1 protein-coding gene is annotated in these 22,126 nt (G+C 73.2%); it reads left to right on the top strand.

Going from position 1 to position 22,126, the window contains the following annotated elements; genetic code table 11:
* Window positions 1-25 precede the first annotated feature (25 nt).
* Window positions 26-22,090, top strand: coding sequence for a type I polyketide synthase (locus tag IE307_RS14655; RefSeq protein WP_229904713.1), 22,065 nt, complete (start codon window positions 26-28; stop codon window positions 22,088-22,090).
* Window positions 22,091-22,126 lie beyond the last annotated feature (36 nt).

Here is a 22,126-nt window from a genome sequence, read left to right as displayed (position 1 = left end):
ATCTTGACCAATGAGTGGGGCAACCGTGGATGAGAACGCCAAGCTGCGCGACTACCTGACCCGGGTCACCGGTGAACTGCAGCGCACCCGAAACCGCCTGGCCGAGGTCGAGGACCGCGAAGCCGAGCCGATCGCGGTCGTGGGAATGGGCTGCCGCTTCCCCGGCGGCGTGCGCACACCCGAGCAGTTCTGGGACCTGCTGGTCACCGGCCGGCACGGGATCACCGGGTTCCCGGACAACCGGGGCTGGGACGTCGACGGCCTGTTCGACCCCGACCCCGACCACCTGGGCACGAGCTACGTGCGGCTCGGCGGCTTCGTGCACGACGCCGACGAGTTCGACCCGGAGTTCTTCGGCGTCTCACCACGGGAAGCCGTGTCGATGGACCCGCAGCAGCGCCTGCTGCTGGAGACCTCGTGGGAGGCGCTCGAGCGGGCGGGGATCGACCCCACCTCGCTCAAGGGCAGCCGTGCCGGCGTGTTCATGGGCACGAACGGCGTGGACTACGCGCGTGACATCCCCAGGGGTGTCGAAGGGGTCGAGGGCTACCTCGGCACCGGCACCGCGGGCAGCGTCCTGTCCGGCCGCGTCTCCTACGTGCTGGGGCTGGAGGGCCCGTCGGTCACCGTCGACACGGCGTGCTCGGCGTCGCTGGTGACCCTGCACCTCGCGGTCCGCTCGCTGCGCGCGGGGGAGTCCGACCTGGCGCTGTCCGGTGGCGCCACGGTCATGTCGGACCCCGGCGCGTTCGTCGAGTTCTCCCGCCAGCGCGGACTGTCCCGCGACGGACTGGTCAAGGCGTTCGCCGCGGCCTCCGACGGCACCGGCTGGGGCGAGGGCGCGGGTGTGGTCGTGCTGGAGCGGCTGTCCGACGCCCAGCGCCACGGCCACCAGGTCCTCGCCGTCATCCGCGGCACGGCGGTCAACTCCGACGGCGCGTCCAACGGCCTCACCGCGCCCAACGGCCCGTCGCAGCAGCGCGTCATCCGCGCCGCGCTCACCGACGCCCAGCTGTCCGCGAAGGACGTCGACGCCATCGAGGCGCACGGCACCGGCACCACCCTCGGCGACCCCATCGAGGTGCAGGCGCTGCAGGCCGTCTACGGCCGCGGCCGCGAGCCCGGCCGTCCGCTGCACCTCGGCTCGGTGAAGTCGAACATCGGTCACACGCAGGCCGCCGCCGGCGTCGCGAGCGTGATCAAGATGGTCCTCGCGCTGCGCAACGGAGTGCTGCCCGCGACCCTGCACGTCGACGCCCCCACGCCGCAGGTCGACTGGTCGTCCGGCACGATCTCGCTGCTCACCGGCAACCACGCCTGGCCGGCCGACCGCGTCCGTCGTGCGGGTGTGTCGTCGTTCGGCATCAGCGGCACCAACGCCCACGTCATCCTCGAGCAGGCGCCGGAACCGGCGGAGCTGCCCGACCGCGGCCCCGCGCCCGCGCTCATCCCGTGGGTGCTGTCCGGCAGGACCGACGCCGCGCTGCGGGCACAGGCCGAAGCGCTGCTGTCGATCGACGAGGACCCGGCCGACATCGGCTACTCGCTCGCCGCGACGCGGGCGACCGGTCAGCGCCGCGCCGTCGTCACCGGTATCGACCTCGACTCGCTGCGCGCGGGTCTGCGCGCCGTCGTTCAGGGGACCGGCGTCACCACCGGCGACGCCGTGGGCGGCCAGCTCGCCGTCATGTTCACGGGCCAGGGTTCCCAGCGCGTGGGCATGGGTCGTGAGCTGTACGCGGCCTTCCCGGCTTTCGCCGCGGCCTACGACGAGATCGCGGCGCTGCTGCCCGGCATCCGCGAGATCGACGACGCCGAGGTGCTCAACCAGACGGGCAACGCCCAGCCCGCGTTGTTCGCGCTCGAAGTCGCGCTGTACCGGCTGGTCGAGTCGTGGGGTGTCCGACCGGACTTCCTGATCGGTCACTCGGTTGGCGAACTGGCCGCGGCGCACGTCGCCGGCGTCTGGTCGCTCGAAGACGCGGCGAAGCTGGTGGAAGCCCGCGGCAGGCTCATGCAGGCGCTGCCCACCGGCGGTTCCATGGCCGCGATCCAGGCCGACGAGCAAGAGGTCAGGGCCGCGCTGCGCGACGGCGTCGACATCGCCGCGATCAACGGCCCCCAGTCGGTCGTGATCTCCGGAGACGCCGGCGCCGTGGCCGAGGTGACCGCGGGGTTCGCCGCCTCCGGCCGCAAGACCAAGGCACTCGCGGTCTCGCACGCGTTCCACTCCTCGCTGATGGACGGCATGCTCGCGGAGTTCGCCGAGGTCGCGCGCGGGATCACCTTCCACACCCCGAAGATCGCCCTGGTCTCCAACGTCACCGGCGAGCTCGCCCGCACCGAGGACGTCTGCGACCCCGGCTACTGGGTCCGGCACGTCCGCGAGGCCGTCCGGTTCGCCGACGGCGTCAGGACCCTGGCGGCGGTCGGTGTCACGCGCTACCTGGAGCTGGGTCCGGACGGCGTGCTCTCCGCCGCCGGCCAGGACTGCGTGGAAGGCAAGTTCGTCACCGCGCTGCGCCGCGACCGCGACGAGGTCGCGACGATCGTGTCCGGTCTCGCCGACCTGCACGTGCACGGCGGCCGGGTCGACTGGGCCGCGTACCTCTCCGGTGCCCGCGTGGTCGACCTGCCCACCTACCCGTTCCAGCGCGACCGCTACTGGCTGCCCGTCACCGCGCCCGCGGGCGACGCGTCCGGGCTCGGCCTCAGCTCGCTCGACCACCCGCTGCTCGGTGCCGCCGTCTCGGTCGCCGACGCCGACGGGTTCCTGTTCACCGGCATCCTGTCCACCAGGACCCACCCGTGGCTGGCCGACCACGTCGTCATGGGCGCGGTGGTCGTGCCCGGCACGGCGCTGGTCGAACTGGCCGTGCGCGCGGCCGACGAGACCGGCCTCTCCGGCATCGAGGAGCTCACGCTGCAGGCCCCGCTCGTGCTGCCCGAGAACGCGGGCGTGCACGTGCAGCTGTGGGTCGGTGCGGCGGACGAGACGGGCCGCCGTCCGCTGACCCTGCACTCGCGTTCCAGCAGCGCCCCGGTCGACGGCGCGTGGACGCTGCACGCCTCCGGTTCGCTGGCCGCGGCGGGCCAGGGCACGTCCTGGGACCTCGCGCAGTGGCCACCGGCCGGCGCCGAGGCGGTCGGGCTCGACGGCCACTACCAGGAGCTCGCCGCCCTGGGCCTGGAGTACGGCGAGACGTTCCAGGGCCTGCGCGCGGTGTGGAGGCGGGGCGAGGACACGTTCGCCGAGGTCGCGCTGCCCGACCGGGCGCGGGACCAGGCGGGCCGGTTCGGCCTGCACCCGGCGTTGCTCGACGCCGCCCTGCACGCCCTCGCACTGGGCGACGGCCAGGCCCGGCTGCCGTTCGCCTGGACCGACGTGGCCCTGCACGCCTCCGGTGCCGCCGACCTCAGGGTGAAGCTGTCCCCGGCGGGCACCGACGCGATCTCCTTGAGGGTCGCCGACGGTGAGGGCGCGCCGATCGCCACGGTCGGTTCCCTGGCGGTGCGGCCGGTGTCGGCCGAGCAGATCCGCACGGCCGCCGACCAGAACGGGCTCTACGAGCTCGCCTGGAACCCGGTCACCTCCGCCGGCGGTGACGCGCCCGCGTGGGTGTGGTGGGACGACCTGGGCGAGGAGGTCCCGCCGGTCGTCGTCTACCGCGCTACCGGTGAGGACGTGCACGGCACGGTCGCCGCGACGCTTGACGTGCTGCAGAAGTGGCTGGCCGAGGAGCGGTTCGAGACCGCGAAACTACTCGTCCAGACCGTTGACGCCGTCTCCGCCGGTGCGGACGACACCGCCGTCGACCCGGCCGTGGCCGCGGTCTGGGGCCTAGTGCGCTCCGCGCAGTCCGAGAACCCCGACCGCTTCGCGCTGGTGGACGCCGCCGAGATCACCGACGCCGTCGTCGCGTCCGACGAGCCGCAACTGGCCGTGCGCGACGGCGAAATCCTGGTGCCGCGCCTCGTCGCCACCGAGACCACCGGCCGCATGGTCCCGCCCGCGGGCGACTGGCGGCTGGGCATGTCGGGTCAGGGCACCGTCGACCACCTGGTGCTGGAACCGGTGGCGGCGCGGCCGCTCGAGCCGACCGGGGTCCGCGTCGCCGTGCGCGCGGCGGGCCTGAACTTCCGGGACGTGTTGAACGTCCTGGGCATGTACCGCGGCGAGGCCGGGCTGCTCGTCAGCGAGTTCGCCGGTGTCGTGACCGAGGTCGGCACCTCCGTGACCGACCTCGCGCCGGGCGACGAGGTGATGGGCCTGGTCGCCGGTGGCGGTGGCCCCTCGGCCGTGGTCGAGCGTCAGATGATCACCCGCAAGCCCGCGGGGTGGACGTTCGAGCAGGCCTCGACCGTGCCGCTGGTGTTCCTCACCGCCTACTACGCGTTGTGCGACCTGGGTGAGCTCAAGGCGGGGGAGTCGATCCTGATCCACTCCGCCGCCGGCGGTGTGGGCATGGCCGCCACGCAGCTCGCGAACCACCTCGGCGCCACGGTGTACGGCACGGCGAGCGAGAGCAAGCAGCACGTGCTGCGGGAGGCGGGCATCGCCGACGAGCGCATCGCCTCGTCCCGCACGCTCGACTTCGAGGAGCGGTTCGGTCGCGTCGATGTCGTGCTCAACGCACTGGCGGGCGACTTCGTGGACGCGTCGCTGCGCACGATGGCGCCGGGCGGCCGCTTCCTGGAGATGGGCAAGGCCGACGTCCGCGACGACGTGGCCGCCCACCACCCGAACGTGCGCTACCAGGCGTTCGACCTGAGCGAGGCCGGTCCCGAGCGCACCGCGCAGATGTGGACCGCCCTGGTCGAGCTGTTCGACCGGGGAGTGCTCGAACCCCTCCCGGTGAAGGTGTGGGACGTGCGCCAGGCACGGGCGGCGTTCCGCTTTCTGAGCCAGGCCAAGCACATCGGCAAGGTCGCGCTGTCGATGCCGCGCGCCGCCGATCCTGGCAAGACCGTGCTCGTGACCGGGGGCACCGGCGGCCTGGGCGCCGTGGTGGCCAGGCACCTGGTCACCGATCACGGTGTGCGCAAGCTCGTGCTCACCAGCCGCCGCGGGCTCGACGCCCCCGGTGCGCCGGCGCTGGTCGAGGAGCTCACCGCGCTGGGTGCCGAGGTGTCGGCCGCGGCCTGCGACGTGGCCGACCGCGACGCGCTCGCCGCACTGCTCGACGGCGTCGACCTGACCGGCGTGGTGCACGCGGCCGGTGTGCTCGACGACGGCACGATCGACTCGCTGACCCCGGCGCGGGTGGCGGGCGTGCTGGGCCCGAAGGCCGACGCCGCCCGGTACCTGCACGAGCTGACCGCGCACCAGGACCTGTCCTTCTTCGTCACGTTCTCCTCGGCCGCCGGTGTGCTCGGCGCGCCGGGGCAGGGCAGCTACGCCGCCGCGAACGCCTACCTCGACGCGCTCGCCGAGCACCGGCGGGCCCTCGGCCTGCCCGGCCAGTCGATGGCGTGGGGCCTGTGGGCGGCCGGCATGGGCGAGGCGCTCGGCGAGGCCGACCTCGCCCGGCTGCGCAACGGCGGCACGCCCGCGCTCACCGTGCCGGAGGGCCTGGCGCTGTTCGACGCCGCGATCGCGGCCGACGCGCCCGTCGCCGTCCCGATCAAGCTGGACCTGCCCGCACTCCGTGCCTCCGCGCGGAACACCCCGCTGCCGGCCGTGCTCGGTGGTCTCGTGCGCACGCCGGGCAGGCGCGTCGCGCAGTCCGGTGCCGCGCGCGGCTCCTCGCTCGCGCGCCGCCTCGGCCAGCTCACGGAGGCCGAACAGGACCACGAGCTGCTCGACCTGGTCCGCACCGAGGTCGGGCTCGTGCTCGGTCACGTGACCCCCGGCGGCATCGAGCCCGGCCGCGGGTTCCTCGACCTCGGGTTCGACTCCCTGACCTCGGTCGAGCTGCGCAACCGCCTGAGCTCGGCGACCGGCCTGCGCCTGCCGTCGACGGTGACCTTCGACCACCCGACCCCCGTCGCGCTGGCCGCCTTCCTGCGCGCCGAGCTGCTGGGTGAGCTGGGAGTGGCGGGTGCGCCGCAGGTGCGGGCGCAGGTCGCGGCCTCCGACGACCCCATCGCGATCGTCGCGATGAGCTGCCGTTTCCCCGGCGGGGTGCGCTCGCCGGAGGACCTCTGGTCGCTGGTGTCCGAGGGCCGCGAGGGGATCTCCCCCTTCCCGGACGACCGCGGGTGGGACCTCGCCGCGCTGTTCGACACCACGCCCGGCAAGCAGGGCGTCTCGAACACGAGGGTCGGTGGCTTCCTGGAGGACGCAGGCGACTTCGACCCGGAGTTCTTCCGGATTTCGCCGCGCGAGGCGCTGGCGATGGACCCGCAGCAGCGCGTGCTGCTGGAGGTCTCCTGGGAGGCGTTCGAACGCGCCGGGCTCAAGCCCGCGGACCTGCGCGGCAGCGCGACCGGCGTGTTCGCCGGCGCGATCTACCACGACTACGCCTCGCAGCTGAAGACCATTCCCGACGACGTCGAGGGGTTCCTCGGCACCGGGACCTCGGGCTCGATGATGTCCGGGCGGATCGCCTACACCTTCGGTTTCGAGGGACCGGCCGTGTCGGTCGACACCGCCTGCTCGTCGTCGTTGGTGGCGTTGCACATGGCGGCCCACTCACTGCGGTCCGGCGAGTGCGAGCTGGCCCTCGCCGGTGGTGTGACGGTCATGTCCACGCCCGGTCCGTTCATCGACTTCAGCAAGCAGCAGGCCATGGCGCTCGACGGCCGCTGCAAGGCCTTCGCCGACGGCGCCGACGGCGTCAGCTGGGGCGAGGGCGTCGGCATGGTCCTGCTGGAGCGGCTGTCCGACGCGCGCCGCAACGGACACCCGGTTCTGGCGCTGCTCAAGGGTTCCGCGGTGAACCAGGACGGCGCGTCCAGCGGCCTGACCGCGCCGAACGGCCCGTCGCAGCAGCGGGTGATCCGGCAGGCTCTCGCCAACGCCAGACTGTCCACTTCGGACGTCGACGCGGTCGAGGCGCACGGCACGGGAACCCGGCTCGGCGACCCGATCGAGGCGCAGGCACTGCTCGCGACCTACGGCCAGGACCGGCAGGAGCCGCTGTGGCTGGGGTCGGTCAAGTCGAACATCGGCCACACGCAGGCAGCGGCGGGCATCGCCGGTGTCATCAAGATGGTGCAGGCGATGCACGAGGGCGTGCTGCCGCGCACCCTCCACATCGACGAACCGTCCGGTCAGGTCGACTGGGACCGGGGCGCGATCCGGCTGCTCACCGAGCAGGTCGAGTGGCCGCGGACCGGTGCGCCGCGCCGGGCGAGCGTGTCGTCCTTCGGCTTCAGCGGGACCAACGCGCACGTCGTGCTCGAGCACGTCCCGGCGACCACCGCCGCGGAGACGGAGACGAACCCGCCCGCGGTCGTGCCGCTGGTGCTGTCCGCCCGTTCCGAGGAGGCCCTGCGCGAGCAGGCCGGTCGCCTCGCCACCGGCACGCGGTCCCTGCTGGACGTCGGCCACTCGCTCGTCACGACCCGCCAGTCGCACGAACGGCGCGCTGTCGTCGTTGGTGCCGATCAGGAGAGCGTGCTCGCCGCGCTGTCGGCGTTCGCCACCACCGGCCAGGCGGCCGGTGTGGTCACCGGTCTGGCCGCTCCCGGCAGGCTGGCGTTCCTGTTCACCGGTCAGGGTTCTCAGCGTCTGGGCATGGGCGCCGGTTTGTACGAGGCGTTCCCGGTGTTCGCCCAGGCCTACGACGAGGTGTGCGAGTTCCTGCCCGGGATCAAGGACATCGCCGACGCGGACGTCCTCGGTCAGACCAGCAACGCCCAACCGGCGATCTTCGCCCTTGAGGTCGCGCTGTTCCGCCTGGTGCGGTCGTGGGGTGTGTCGCCGGACTTCGTTGCCGGGCACTCGATCGGTGAGATCGCGGCGGCGCACGTCGCTGGAGTGCTGTCGCTGCAGGACGCCGCGAAGCTGGTGTCCGCGCGAGGCCGTCTGATGCAGGCGTTGCCTGCCGGCGGTGCGATGGTCGCCGTCCAGGCGACCGAGGACGAAGTCCGGGAACACCTGTCCGACGAGGTGTCCCTCGCCGCGGTCAACGGCCCGAACGCCGTGGTGCTCTCAGGTGTGGAGTCGCCGGTCCTCGAGGTCGCCGAGAAGTTCGAGAAGCTCGGCCGCCGCACCAAGCGGCTCGCGGTCTCGCACGCGTTCCACTCGGTGCTCATGGAGCCGATGCTGGACGAGTTCCGCGCGGTGGCCGAGTCGATCGAGTACCGCGAACCGGCGGTGCCGATCGTGTCCACCGTGACGGGTTCCCTGGTGGAGCCGGGGGTCGTGACGTCACCGGAGTACTGGGTAGAGCACGTGCGCAAGCCGGTGCGGTTCGCCGCCGGCCTGACGGCGCTGACCGGCCTGGACGTCACCCGGTTCCTGGAGATCGGCCCCGACGCCGTCCTGTCCGGGCTCGGCCAGGACACCCCGGACGCGGTGTTCGTCCCGTCCCTGCGCAAGGACCGTGACGAGACGACGTCGCTGGTGTCCGCGCTGGGCACGTTGTACAGCCACGGCGTCGACGTCGGCTGGCAGGAGTACTTCGCCGGCAGCGGCGCAAAGGTCGTCGACCTGCCGACCTACCCCTTCCGGCAGCAGAGGTTCTGGCTGCACTCCACGCCCGGCGCGGGTGACGCCCCGAGCCTGGGTCTCGGCGCGCTGGACCACCCGCTGCTCGGCGCCACCGTCGCGCTCCCGGACAGCGGAGGGCTCGTGCTGACGGGCCGGCTGTCGCTGGACGCGCAGCCGTGGCTGGCCGGTCACCGGGTGATGGACACGGTCCTGCTGCCCGGCACCGCGTTCGCCGAACTGGCCGTCCGCGCGGGCGACGAGGTCGGCTGCGACACGGTCGAGGAGCTCGTCCTCCAGGCGCCACTGGTTCTCGGCGGCACGGCTCGGCAGCTCCGGGTGTCCGTCTCCGAGTCCGAACTGGACGCTCGCCGTGCGGTGACCGTCCACTCGCGACCCGAGGACTCCGACGACGAATGGACCCTGCACGCCACCGGAACACTGGCTCGTGGCGGCGACGAGCAGGGAGAGCCGCAGACCGTGTGGCCGCCCGAGAACGCCGCACCGGTCGACCTCGAAGGCTTCTACCCGGCCCTCACCGAGGCCGGACTGGACTACAGCGGGCCGTTCCGCGGCCTGCGCGCCGCCTGGCGCCGGGGCGAGGAGACGTTCGCCGAGGTCGAGCTGCCCGACGGCACCGACGTCAGCCGGTTCGGCCTGCACCCTGCCCTGCTCGATGCCGCGCTGCACGCCGTCGGGCTCTCCGGCGGCAAGGCGAGGCTGCCGTTCTCGCTGGCCGGTCTGACGCTGCACGCCGCCGGCGCCACCGCGCTGCGCGTCCGGCTCGCCCCGGCGGGGTCTGGTGCGTTGTCGCTGCGGGTCGCCGACGTCACCGGCGCTCCCGTGCTCTCGGTCGACCGGCTCGCGCTGAGGGAGATCAGCGAGGAGCAGCTGCGCCCGGCCAACTCCGCGGAGCGCGACGCCCTGTTCACCGTGGACTGGGTTCCGGTCACGGCCACCGTCCAGGAGGCCGCGGCGGACACAGTCGTCCACGTCGTTCCCGAAGGCGCGGCCGCCGACCTGACCGTCGAGGTCCTGGAGCTGCTGAAGTCCTGGCTCGCCGAGGACCGCGAGACCAAACTGGTCGTGCGCACGATCCCGGGCGTTCCCGCGCACGCCGCGGTGAGCGGGCTCGTGCGCAGCGCACAGGCCGAGCACCCGGACCGGTTCGTGCTGGTGCACGGCGATGGTGACGTCGCCGCTGCCGTTGGCACCGGCGAGCCGGAGGTCCTGCTCGCCGACGGCGAGCTGAGGGCGCCCAGGCTGGTCCGCGCCAAGGCGACCGGCGGCGACTGGACGCTCGACGGGACCGTCCTGGTCACCGGCGGCACCGGCGGACTGGGCGCGCTCGTCGCCCGCCGCCTCGTCGAGAACCACGGCGTCCGGAACCTGGTGCTCGTCAGCCGTTCCGGTGGCGACAGCCCCGGCGCGGCCCACCTGGTGCAGGAGCTGACCGCGCTCGGCGCCGAGGTGACGATCGCCGCGTGCGACGTCTCCGACCGCGCCCAGCTCGAGACCGCGCTCGCCCTCGTTCCCGCCGACCAGCCGCTGCGCGGGATCGTGCACGCGGCCGGTGTGCTGGACGACGGTGTGCTCGACGCGATGACCCGTGACCGGGTCGAAGCCGTGCTGCGCCCGAAGGCCGAGGCCGCCTGGCACCTGCACGAGCTGACCACCGGCCTCGACCTGTTCGTCACGTTCTCCTCGATCGCCGGCACGCTCGGCGCGCCGGGTCAGGCCAACTACGCCGCGGCGAACGGCTTCCTCGACGGGCTTGCCGTCCACCGCCGTGCGCTCGGCCTGCCGGCAACCTCGATCGCCTACGGCCTGTGGGACGAGGGCATGGGCCACGGCCAGGCCACCGGCGCCGCCGGTTTCGCGGCGCTGCCGGCCGAGGACGGCCTGGCGCTGTTCGACCTGGTCGCGCTCGGCGACGACGCGAACCCGGTCGCGATGGCGCTGGACGTCGCCGCGGCCAGGGACGGCGCGAGGGCCACCGGCGTGGTCCCGCACGTGCTGCGCGGCCTCGTCAAGGTGCGCCCGCGCCGCACCGCGCGCACGGAGGAAGGTGCCGGGCTGCGCCAGCGGCTGGGCGCGCTTCCCGCCGCCGAACGGCTGCGGCAGCTCCTCGAGCTGATCCGCACGGAGGTCGCGCTCGTGCTGGGCCACACCAGCCCGGACGCGGTCGAGACCGACCGCGCGTTCGGCGACCTGGGCTTCGACTCGCTCACCGCGGTCGAGTTCCGCAACCGCCTCGACGCGGCCACGGGTCTGCGGCTGCCCGCGACCCTGATCTTCGACTACCCGACGCCCCTGGCGCTGGCCGAGTTCGTCCAGGCCGAGTTCCTCGACGAGCTGACCGATCCGGCGACGCCGGCGTTCGCCCCCGTGGCACTCGCCGACGACCCGATCGCCATCGTCGGCATGGCCTGCCGCTACCCCGGTGGCGTCGGCTCGCCGGAGGACCTGTGGGATCTGGTCACGAACGGCCGCGACGGGGTCACCCGCTTCCCCGAGGACCGCGGGTGGGACGTCGACGGCATCTACCACCCCGACCCCGACGCGCAGGGCAAGACCTACACGCGTGAGGGCGGGTTCCTGCACGACGCCGGCGACTTCGACCCGGAGTTCTTCGGGATCTCGCCGCGCGAGGCACTGGCCATGGACCCGCAGCAGCGGTTGCTGCTCGAGGTCTCGTGGGAGGCGCTGGAGCACGCACGGGTGGACCCGTCCGGGCTCAAGGGCTCGCAGACCGGCGTGTTCGCCGGCCTGATGTACCACGACTACGGTGCCCGCGTCGGCACGCTGCCCGACGGTGTCGAGGGTTTCATCGGCACCGGCACGTCCGGCAGCGTGCTGTCCGGGCGCGTGGCCTACACCCTGGGCCTGGAGGGTCCCGCGGTCACGGTCGACACGGCGTGCTCGTCCTCGCTGGTCGCCATGCACTGGGCGATGCAGGCGCTGCGCACCGGTGAGTGCTCGATGGCACTCGCGGGCGGCGTCACCGTCATGGCGACGCCGGACACCTTCATCGGGTTCTCCCGGCAGCGCGGTCTCGCCGTCGACGGCCGGTGCAAGTCCTTCTCGGCCGGCGCCGACGGCACCGGCTGGTCCGAAGGCGTCGGTGTGCTGGTGCTGGAGCGGTTGTCCGACGCCCGGCGCAACGGTCACCGCGTCCTCGCGGTGGTCCGGGGTTCGGCGGTCAACCAGGACGGCGCGTCGAACGGCCTGACCGCGCCGAACGGTCCGTCGCAGCAGCGGGTGATCCGCCAGGCGCTGGCCAGCGCGGGCATCGCGTCGTCCACCGTGGACGTCGTCGAGGCGCACGGGACCGGCACCCCGCTGGGCGACCCGATCGAGGCCCAGGCGCTGCTCGCCACCTACGGCCAGGAACGCGAAGAGGAACCGCTCTACCTCGGCTCGATCAAGTCGAACATCGGCCACACCCAGGCCTCGGCCGGTGTCGCCGGCGTCATCAAGATGGTGCAGGCGCTGCGTCACGGCGTGCTGCCCGCGACGCTGCACCTGGACGAGCCGACCCCGCACGTCGACTGGGCGTCCGGTGACGTCAGCCTGCTCACCGAGCAGCGCGCGTGGCCCGAGGCCGACCGGCCGCGCCGTGCCGCCGTGTCGTCCTTCGGCATCAGCGGCACCAACGCGCACGTGATCCTGGAACAGGCCCCGGACGAGGCCGTGCCGCCGCGTGAGGACGCGGAACTTCCCGCCGTGCCCTGGGTGCTCTCCGGGCGCAGCGAGGAGGCACTGCGCGAGCAGGCGGTCCGGCTGCTGGCGGTCGACGGTCGGCACGCCGACCTCGGCCTCTCGCTGGCCACCACGCGCACCTCGCACGACCACCGGGCCGTCGTTGTTGGCTCCACCCCGGAAGAGCTGCGTGCCGGTCTGACGGCGCTGTCGGCCGGGGAGACGGCTGTGTCGGTCACGACCGGCAGGGTCCTTTCCGGACGAACGGCGGTGCTGTTCACCGGTCAGGGGTCGCAGCGCCTGGGCATGGGCGCCGGGTTGTACGAGGCGTTCCCCGTCTTCGCCCAGGCCTACGACGAGGTCTGCGAGTTCCTGCCCGGTGTCAAGGACATCGCCGACGCGGACGTGCTCAACCAGACGAGCAACGCCCAGCCCGCGATCTTCGCGCTGGAAGTGGCGCTGTTCCGCCTGGTTCGTTCGTGGGGTGTGACGCCCGACTTCCTCGCCGGGCACTCGATCGGCGAGATCGCGGCGGCGCACGTCGCCGGCGTGCTGTCGCTGGAGGACGCGGCGAAGCTGGTGTCCGCACGGGGTCGTCTGATGCAGGCGCTGCCCGACGGGGGAGCGATGGTCGCCGTCCAGGCGACCGAGGACGAGGTGCGCCAGCACCTGTCGCCCAAGGTCTCCCTGGCCGCGGTCAACGGTCCGAACGCCGTGGTGCTGTCCGGGTCGGCGTCCCAGACCCTCAAGGTGGCCAAGAAGTTCGAGAAGCTCGGCCGCCGCACCAAGCGGCTCGCGGTCTCGCACGCGTTCCACTCGGTGCTCATGGAGCCGATGCTGGACGAGTTCCGCGTGGTGGCGGAGTCGCTGACCTACGCGGCACCGTCGATCCCGGTCGTCTCCACGGTCACCGGGCAGCTCGTCACCGACCGCCTGACCGACCCCGGCCACTGGGTCGAGCACGTCCGGGCGACCGTGCGCTTCGCCGACACCGTCTCCTGGTTGCAGGACAAGGGAGTCACGCGCTTCCTCGAGGTCGGTCCGGACGGCGTGCTGTCGGCCATGGGCGCGGACGGCGCCGACGGTCTCTTCACCTCGTTCCTGCGCAAGGACCGCGACGAGGTCACGTCCGCGCTGACCGGGCTGGCCGCCGCGTTCACCAGGGGTGAGCAGGTCGACTGGTCCGCGGTGTTCGCGGGCGGCGACGCGCGGGTCGTGGACCTGCCGACCTCGGCGTTCCAGCACCAGCGGTTCTGGCTCGCCTCCACCGGCGGCGGCGCGGACGTCTCCGCCGTCGGTCTCGTGCCCACCGAGCACCCGCTGCTCGGTGCGGCCGTGCCCTTCGCCGACGGTGACGGCTGGGTGCTCACGGGCCGGCTGTCCCTGGCCACGCACCCGTGGCTCGCGGACCACGCCGCCCTGGGCACCGTGCTCATGCCGGGAACCGGGCTCCTGGAACTGGTCGTGCGCGCCGGTGACGAAGCCGGCTGCGGCACGGTCGAGGAACTGACGGTGCAGGCGCCGCTGCTGCTGCCCGCGTCCGGATCGCTCGACGTCCAGGTGCTCGTCGGCGCGGCCGACGGCGCCGGCCGGCGACCGGTGTCGGTGCACTCGCGCGGTGCGGACGGGTCGTGGACCGAGCACGCGGCGGGCACGTTGTCGCCCGCCACCTCCGCCCCGGCGTTCGACCTGGCGGCCTGGCCGCCCGCGGGCGAGGCCGTGGAGCTCGACGGCCTGTACGAGGACTTCGCGACCGCCGGACTGAGCTACGGACCGGTGTTCCAGGGCCTGCGGGCCGCCTGGCGCTCCGGCGACGACGTCTGGGCCGAGGTCGTGCTGCCCGAAGCGGAGCACGACCAGGCCGGCAGGTTCGGCCTGCACCCGGCGCTGCTCGACGCGGCGCTGCACACGATCGGGCTGATCGCGGGGGAGGGGACCCGGCTGCCGTTCTCGTTCGGCGCGGTGACGCTGCACGCGACCGGCGCGACCACGCTGCGCGTCCGGGTCACCTCGACCGGGACCGACCGGGTGTCGGTCCTCGTCGCCGACAGCACCGGCGTCCCCGTCGCGACGATCGGCTCGCTGGTCGTCCGCGCCGCCTCCGCCGAGCAGCTGCGCCCGGTCGACGAGCCGCTGTACGAGCTGTCCTGGGTTCCCGTGCCCGCACAGGGGACGCAGGTCGAGCACAAGCTTCTCGACCAGGTCGGCGACGACGTTCCCGCGGCACTGGTCCTGGACGTCTCGGCGGGCGAACCCCGGGAGGTCCTGCACAGCACGCTGGCGGCGGTCCAGGGGTTCCTGGCCGAGGAACGGTTCGCCGACGCACGCCTGGTCGTCGTGACCGGCGAGTCGCTGTCGGGCGCGGCGGTGCGCGGTTTGATCCGCAGCGCCGAGTCGGAGAACCCCGGCCGGTTCGTCCTCGTCCAGGGTGACGTGGACGTGGCGCTGGCGACGGGCGAGCCGCAGGTCCGCGTGCAGGACGGCGAGGCGCTGGCGCCCCGGCTCGTCCGGGCGCGCACCGCCGAGCCGGCCGCGTGGGGCGAGGGCACCGTCCTCGTCACCGGTGGCACGGGCGGGATCGGCGCCGCGATCGCCCGGCACCTCTCGCGGGTGCACGGCGTCACGAAGCTGGTCCTGACCAGCCGACGCGGTCTGGACGCACCCGGTGCGGCCGAACTGGCCGCGGAGCTGGGTGCGGATGTCAAGGCGTGCGACGTCGCGGACACCGGCGCCCTGGCGGCGTTGCTGGACTCGATCCCCGACCTGACCGGCATCGTGCACGCCGCCGGTGTGCTCGACGACGGCGTGGTCACGGCACTGACGCCCGAGCGGGTGGACACCGTGCTGCGCCCGAAGGCCGAGGCGGCCCTGGCGCTGCACGAGCTGACCCGCGACCGGTCGCTGAGCCAGTTCGTCCTGCTGTCCTCGGTCTCCGGCGTCCTCGGTGGTCCCGGGCAGGCGAACTACGCCGCGGCCAACGCGGTCCTCGACGCACTGGCCGAGCAGCGGGTCGCCGAAGGGCTGCCCGCCCGGTCCCTGGCCTACGGCCTGTGGGCCGACGGCATGGGCGACGGGTCCGATGTGGACAGGCTGAGCCGTGACGGTTTCGGCGCACTGTCCGAAGAGGAGGGTCTGGCGCTGTTCGACGCCGCACTCGCCGCGCAGACGGCGGTGCCGGTACCGGTGAAGCTGGACCTCGCGACGTTGCAGGTCCACGCCCGCACCTCGCCGATCCCGGCCGTGCTGCGCGGCCTGGTCCGGGTTCCGCGTCTGCGCAGCGCCGTGAACGCCCAGGCTGTGTCCGCGCTCCTGGACACCCTGTCGAGGCTTTCCGAGGCCGACCAGCAGACGCACGTGGCAGACCTGGTCCGGGCGCGTGTCGCCGAGGTCCTGGGCCACAGCGGCACGGCCGCGGTGGAGGTGGGCCGTGCGTTCACCGAACTGGGCTTCGACTCGCTCACGGCGGTCGAGCTGCGCAACCGGCTCGGCGAGGCCACCGGCCTGCGCCTGCCGGCGACGCTGATCTTCGACTACCCGACGCCGCTGGCGCTGGCCGAGTACGTCCGCTCCGAGCTCCTCGGCGCGACGACCACCGCGGTGGTCCCGGCGGCGCGCTCCGGCGCGTCGGACGAGCCCGTCGCGATCATCGCGATGAGCTGCCGCTACCCCGGTGGCGTCCGCTCGCCGGAGGACCTGTGGCGACTGGTCGCCCAGGGCGGTGACGCGATCACGCCGTTCCCGGCCGACCGCGGCTGGGACCTCGACGACCTGTACGACCCGGACCCCGACCGCACCGGCAAGAGCTACACCCGCGAGGGCGGGTTCCTGCTCGACGCGGCGGACTTCGACGCGGAGTTCTTCGGCATCTCGCCCCGCGAGGCGATGACCGTCGACCCGCAGCAGCGCCTGCTGCTGGAGACCGCCCAGGAGGCCTTCGAGCGCGCCGGGATCGACCCGGCGACGCTCAAGGGCAGCCCCACCGGTGTGTTCGCCGGCGTGATGTACAACGACTACGCCTCCCGCCTGACGAGCACTCCCGACGGGTTCGAGGGCCTGCTCGGCACCGGCAGCGCGAACAGCGTCCTGTCCGGCCGGGTGTCCTACACCTTCGGGCTGGAAGGTCCCGCGGTGTCGGTGGACACCGCGTGCTCGTCGTCGCTGGTCGCGCTGCACCTCGCGGCGCAGGCGCTGCGGTCGGGTGACTGCGACCTGGCGCTGGCGGGCGGTGCGACGGTGATGGCCACGCCGAACCCGTTCATCGAGTTCTCCCGCCAGCGCGGTCTGGCCGCCGACGGCCGGTGCAAGCCGTTCGCCGCGGCGGCGGACGGCACCGGCTGGTCGGAGGGCGCCGGGTTCCTGCTCCTGGAACGGTTGTCCGACGCCCAGCGCAACGGTCACCGCGTTCTGGCCGTGGTCAGGGGTTCGGCGGTGAACCAGGACGGCGCGTCCAACGGTCTCACCGCTCCGAACGGCCCGTCCCAGGTCCGGGTGATCCGCCAGGCCCTCGCGGCCGCCGGACTGTCCACTGTGGACGTGGACGCGCTGGAGGCGCACGGCACCGGCACCGCGCTGGGCGACCCGATCGAGGCGCAGGCGGTGCTGGCCACCTACGGCCAGGACCGGGACGTGCCACTGGTGCTCGGCTCGGTCAAGTCCAACATCGGCCACACCCAGGCCGCGGCCGGTGTTGCCGGGATCATCAAGATGGTCGAGGCGATGCGGCACGGGATCGTTCCGGCCAGCCTGCACATCGACTCGCCGTCCCCGCACGTCGACTGGGCCGGGGGCGCGGTCGAGCTGGCCACCGAGGCCCGGCCGTGGGCGCGGCACGACCGCCCCCGTCGTGCGGCCGTCTCGGCGTTCGGCATCAGCGGCACCAACGCCCACGTGATCCTCGAACAGGGACCGGACGTGCCGGTGGCCCCGCGCGAGGTCAAGGCGCCGGCACTGCTCCCGTACGTCCTTTCCGGACGGACGGAGAACGCCCTGCGCGCTCAGGCGGAGAGTCTGCTCAACGCCGAGCTCGCGGAACCGGTGGACGTCGCGTACTCCCTGGTGACCACCCGGACCGTGCACGAACGACGCGCCGTCGTGACGGGAAGCCCCGCCGACCTGCGCGCCGGGCTCGCCGCCCTGGCGGACGGTCATCCCTCGGCGAACGTGGCCGTCGACCGCGCAGTCCCGGGCAAGCTCGCCGTGCTGTTCACGGGTCAGGGTTCCCAGCGCCTGGGCATGGGCCGTGAGCTGTACGCGGCCTTCCCGGTCTTCGCTGAGGCCTACGACGAGATCGCGGCGTTGTTGCCCGGCATCCGCGAGATCGACGACGCCGAGGTGCTCGACCAGACGGGCAACGCCCAACCGGCGTTGTTCGCGCTCGAAGTCGCGCTGTACCGGCTGATCGAGTCGTGGGGTGTCCGGCCGGACTTCCTGGCCGGCCACTCCATCGGCGAGCTGAGCGCGGCACACGTCTCCGGCGTGCTGTCGCTTCAGGACGCGGCCACGCTGGTCGAGGCTCGCGGACGGTTGATGCAGGCACTGCCCACCGGCGGCGCCATGGTGGCCGTCGAGGCCACCGAGGACGAGGTGCGCGAGCACCTCACCGCCGAGGTCGGCCTGGCCGCCGTCAACGGTCCGTCCGCCGTCGTGCTGTCCGGTGTGGAGGCTCCGACGCTGGCCGTCGCCGAGACGTTCCGCGAACGAGGCCGCCGGATCAAGCGACTCGCGGTCTCGCACGCCTTCCACTCAGTGCTGATGGACCCGATGCTCGCCGGCTTCGCCGAGGTCGCGCGGTCGCTGGACTACCGGCAGCCCGTGATTCCGGTCGTGTCGAACGTGACCGGGCGACTGGCGACGGAGCTGACCGACCCGGAGTACTGGGTCCGGCACGTCCGCGGCACCGTCCGGTTCGCGGACGGGATCCGCGAGCTGGAAGCCGCGGGTGTCAGCAGGTTCGTCGAGCTGGGCCCGGACGGTGTGCTGTCCGCGATGGGACACGGCTGCGCGAGTGACGCCGCGGTGTTCGTCCCGTTGCTGCGCAAGGACCGCACGGAACCGCAGTCCGTCGAAGGTGCCTTCGGCCGCTTGGTGGCGGCGGGCGTCGCCGTGGACTGGGAGGTGTTCTTCGCCGGCACCGGTGCCCGGCGCACGGAGCTGCCGACCTACGCCTTCCAGCGCGAGCGCTACTGGCTCGAGAGCGGTCCGGCGACCGGTGACGCCGCCGGGCTCGGGCTGCGGACGACCGAGCACCCGTTGCTCGGCGCGACCGTGACGACGCCGGACGGCGACGGGCTGATCTGCTTCGGCAGGCTGTCCCGCACCGCCCAGCCGTGGCTCGTGGACCACACCGTGCTCGGTGCGGTCCTGGTCCCCGGCGCGGCCCTGGTCGAGATGGTCGTCCGGGCGGGCGACGAGCTCGGCTGCCCGAAGGTGGCCGAGCTGACCCTCGCGGCGCCGGTGGTGCTGCCGGACCAGGGCGGGCTGGCCGTCCAGGTCGTCGTCGGCGGTGCCGCCGCGGACGGCGGGCGCGAGGTCGCGGTGTACTCGAGGCGCGCGGACGCCTCCGTCGAGGAACCGTGGACGCAGCACGCGTCGGGTGTGCTCACGCCTGACGAGAACCGTCTCCCGGTGGCGAGCGCGTGGCCGCCCGCGGATGCGGAGGTCCTCGACCTCGAAGGCCTGTACTCCGACCTGGCGGCCACGGGCCTGAGCTACGGCCCGGTGTTCCAGGGTCTGACCTCGGCCTGGTTGCGGGACGGGGAGATCTTCGCCGACGTGGTGCTGCCGGACGTGGCCCACGGCGACGTGGCCCGCTTCGGCATCCACCCGGCGTTGCTCGACGCGGCCCTGCACCCCATCGGGCTGCTCGGCTTCGACGGGGAGGCGTCCGCGCGGCTGCCGTTCCTGTGGCGCGACGTCTCGCTGCACGCCACGAGTGCGACCGCGGTGCGCGTGTCCGTGACGCCCACCGGTGCCGACTCGGTGCGGCTGGAACTCACCGACACCTCGGGCGCACCCGTGCTCACCGTCGGATCCCTGCTGCTGCGCGAAGTCTCGAAGGAACAGCTCGGCGCGCAACAGTCCACTTCGGACTGGTTGTTCCGCGCGGAGTGGGTTCCGGTGGCGGGCGACGGTGCCCCGGTCGCCTGGGCCTACCACGGCGAGGCCGGTCAGGCCGCGTCGCCGGTCACGGTGCTCAGGGTGCAGCCGCCCGCAGAGGTGGTTCCGCGTGCCGTGCACGACGTGCTGACGAGCACGCTCACCACCGTCCAGGAGTGGCTGGCCGACGAGCACAACGCCGACGGCAAGCTCGTCGTGCTCACCCACGACGCGGTGCGGGCGCGCAGTTCCGACGAGGTCAGCCCGGTCACGGCCTCGGTCTGGGGGCTGATCCGCAGTGCCCAGAACGAGAACCCCGGCCGGCTGGTGCTGCTGGACGCCTCCGAGCAGGACGTGGAACTGGCGGTCTCGAACCTCGGCGACGAGACGCAGCTCGCGGTGCGTGACGGTGTGGTGCACGCCTGCCGCCTGCTCCGTGCGAGCACCGCGCCGGAACTGGTACCGCCGCCGGGTGAGCGCGCCTGGCGGTTGGACTCACCGAGCGGGGAGAACGCGGGCGAGTTCACGTTCCAGCCCTTCCCGGAGGCCGCCGAACAGTTGGCGGCACACGAGATCCGGATCGGCGTTCGTGCCGCCGGTGCGTGCTTCGGCGACGGGGTGCTCGTCCGCGAAGCCGCGGGCGTCGTCCTGGAGGTGGGGGAGGGCGTCACGGACCTCCGCGCCGGCGACGCGGTGATGGGCCTGGTGCACAACGGTGTCGGCCCGATCGTCCGCACCGGCCGCGCGTTCGTCACCAAGGTCCCCCACTGGTGGACCTTCGAGCAGGCGGCCTCCGTGCCACTGGCGTTCCTCACGGCCTGGTACGCGCTGAACGACCTCGCGGGTCTGTCCGCGGGGGAGGCGGTGCTGATCACCGACGCGGCCGGCGACGTCGGCATGGCCGCCACCCAGATCGCCCGCCACCTCGGTGCGGAGGTCTACGGCACTGCCGGTGAGGGCCAGTGGGACGTCCTGCGCTCGGCGGGCCTGCCCGACAGCCGCATCGCCTCCTCCCAGGCCCCTGGTTTCGCGGAGCGGTTCCTGGCCTCCAGCAACGGCCGTGGCGTCGACGTCGTCCTCAACCCGGTCGCCGGTGAGGTCACCGACGCGACGATCCGGTTGTTGCCGCGCGGTGGGCGGATGGTGGAAAGGGGGAACGGCGATCTTCGCCCGACGAGCGATTTCTCAGGGCAGTATCCAGGTGTGACTTACCGGGCGTTCGACGTGACCGACGCGGGCGCCGACCGGATCTCGGCGATGTGGGAGGAGCTGATCACGATGTTCGAGTCGCGTGAGCTCAACCCCCTGCCGATCCGCTCCTGGGACGTCCGCGAGGCTCCCGAGGCGGCCCGCTTCCCCGGTCACGCCGGCAAGGTCGTGCTGACCCTGCCGCGAGTGCTCGACGCGAGTGGGACGGTCCTCGTGACCGGCGGTACCGGTGGCCTCGGCGCGGTCGTGGCCCGGCACCTGGTCACCGCGCTCGGTGTCCGGGACCTCGTCCTCGCGGGCCGGCGCGGTGTGGACGCGCCGGGTGCGGCGGAACTGGCCGGTGAGCTGATCGGGCTGGGTGCGGAGGTCCGCGTCGTCGCCTGCGACGCGGCCGACCGGTCCCAGCTGGAGGACCTGCTGGACGGCATTCCCGTGCTGACCGGTGTCGTCCACGCGGCCGGCGTTCTCGACGACGGCCTGTTCACCTCGCTCACGTCGCAGCGGCTGGAGAAGGTGTTGCGCCCCAAGGTGGACGCGGCCTGGAACCTGCACGAGCTGACCCTGGGACGGGATCTCGCGATGTTCGTCCTGTTCTCCTCGGCCGCGGGCGTCCTCGGCGCACCGGGCCAGGCGAACTACGCCGCGGCGAACACCTTCCTCGACGCGCTCGCCGAACACCGGCGCTCACTGGGCCTGCCCGCCTCGTCCCTGGCCTACGGCCTTTGGGCCGACGGCATGGGCTCGGCCACGGACGCCGGCCGGATGGCACGCGAGGGCTTCGGCGCGCTCACCCCGGCCGAGGGCCTGGCGTTGTTCGACCTGGCCACGTCCATGGCGGCACCGGCGACGGTGCCGGTGAAGCTCGACGTGGCGAGGCTCAGGGCACTCGCCGAGAACACGTCCGTGCCACCGCTGCTGCGGGCACTGGTGCCGCCGCAGCGCGCCCGCAGGTCGGCCTCGGCAGACGCCGCGGGACAGGCGGACGAGCTGAGGCGGCGCCTGGCCGGGCTGTCGCAGGCCGATGCCCGGCAGGCGTTGCTCGACGTGGTCCGCCGGCAGGCGGCAACCGTGCTCGGGCACGCCGGACCGGACGTGATCGAGCCCGACAGGGCGTTCACCGACCTGGGGTTCGACTCGCTGACCGCGGTCGAGCTGCGCAACCAGCTCGGTGAGGCGACCGGTCTGCGCCTGCCGGCGACGCTGATATTCGACTACCCGACTCCGGACGCCATGTCGGAGTTCCTGCAGGCCGAGGTGGTACCGGCCGCCGCGCCCGAGGTGTCCGGAGTGGACACCGAGATCACTCACCTGGAGACGGCGCTGTCGGCGCTCGACCCGGCGACCACCGACGGGGCCCGGGTGGAAACGCGGCTGCGTCAGCTCGTCGCGCTGTGGCGGGACAAGACCCGCGCCGGCGAGGACGACCGGACCGACATCGAGTCGGCCACCTTGGACGACATGTTCTCCCTGCTCGACAACGAACTCTGACCCGTTTCGGAATTTCCGTTGGTGGCAGCGTCCACA

Source organism: Lentzea cavernae (assembly GCF_014653695.1).
Lineage (GTDB): Bacteria > Actinomycetota > Actinomycetes > Mycobacteriales > Pseudonocardiaceae > Lentzea > Lentzea cavernae.
Note: the sequence above shows the minus strand (reverse complement) of the source record. Positions and strands in the feature narration are given on the sequence as shown.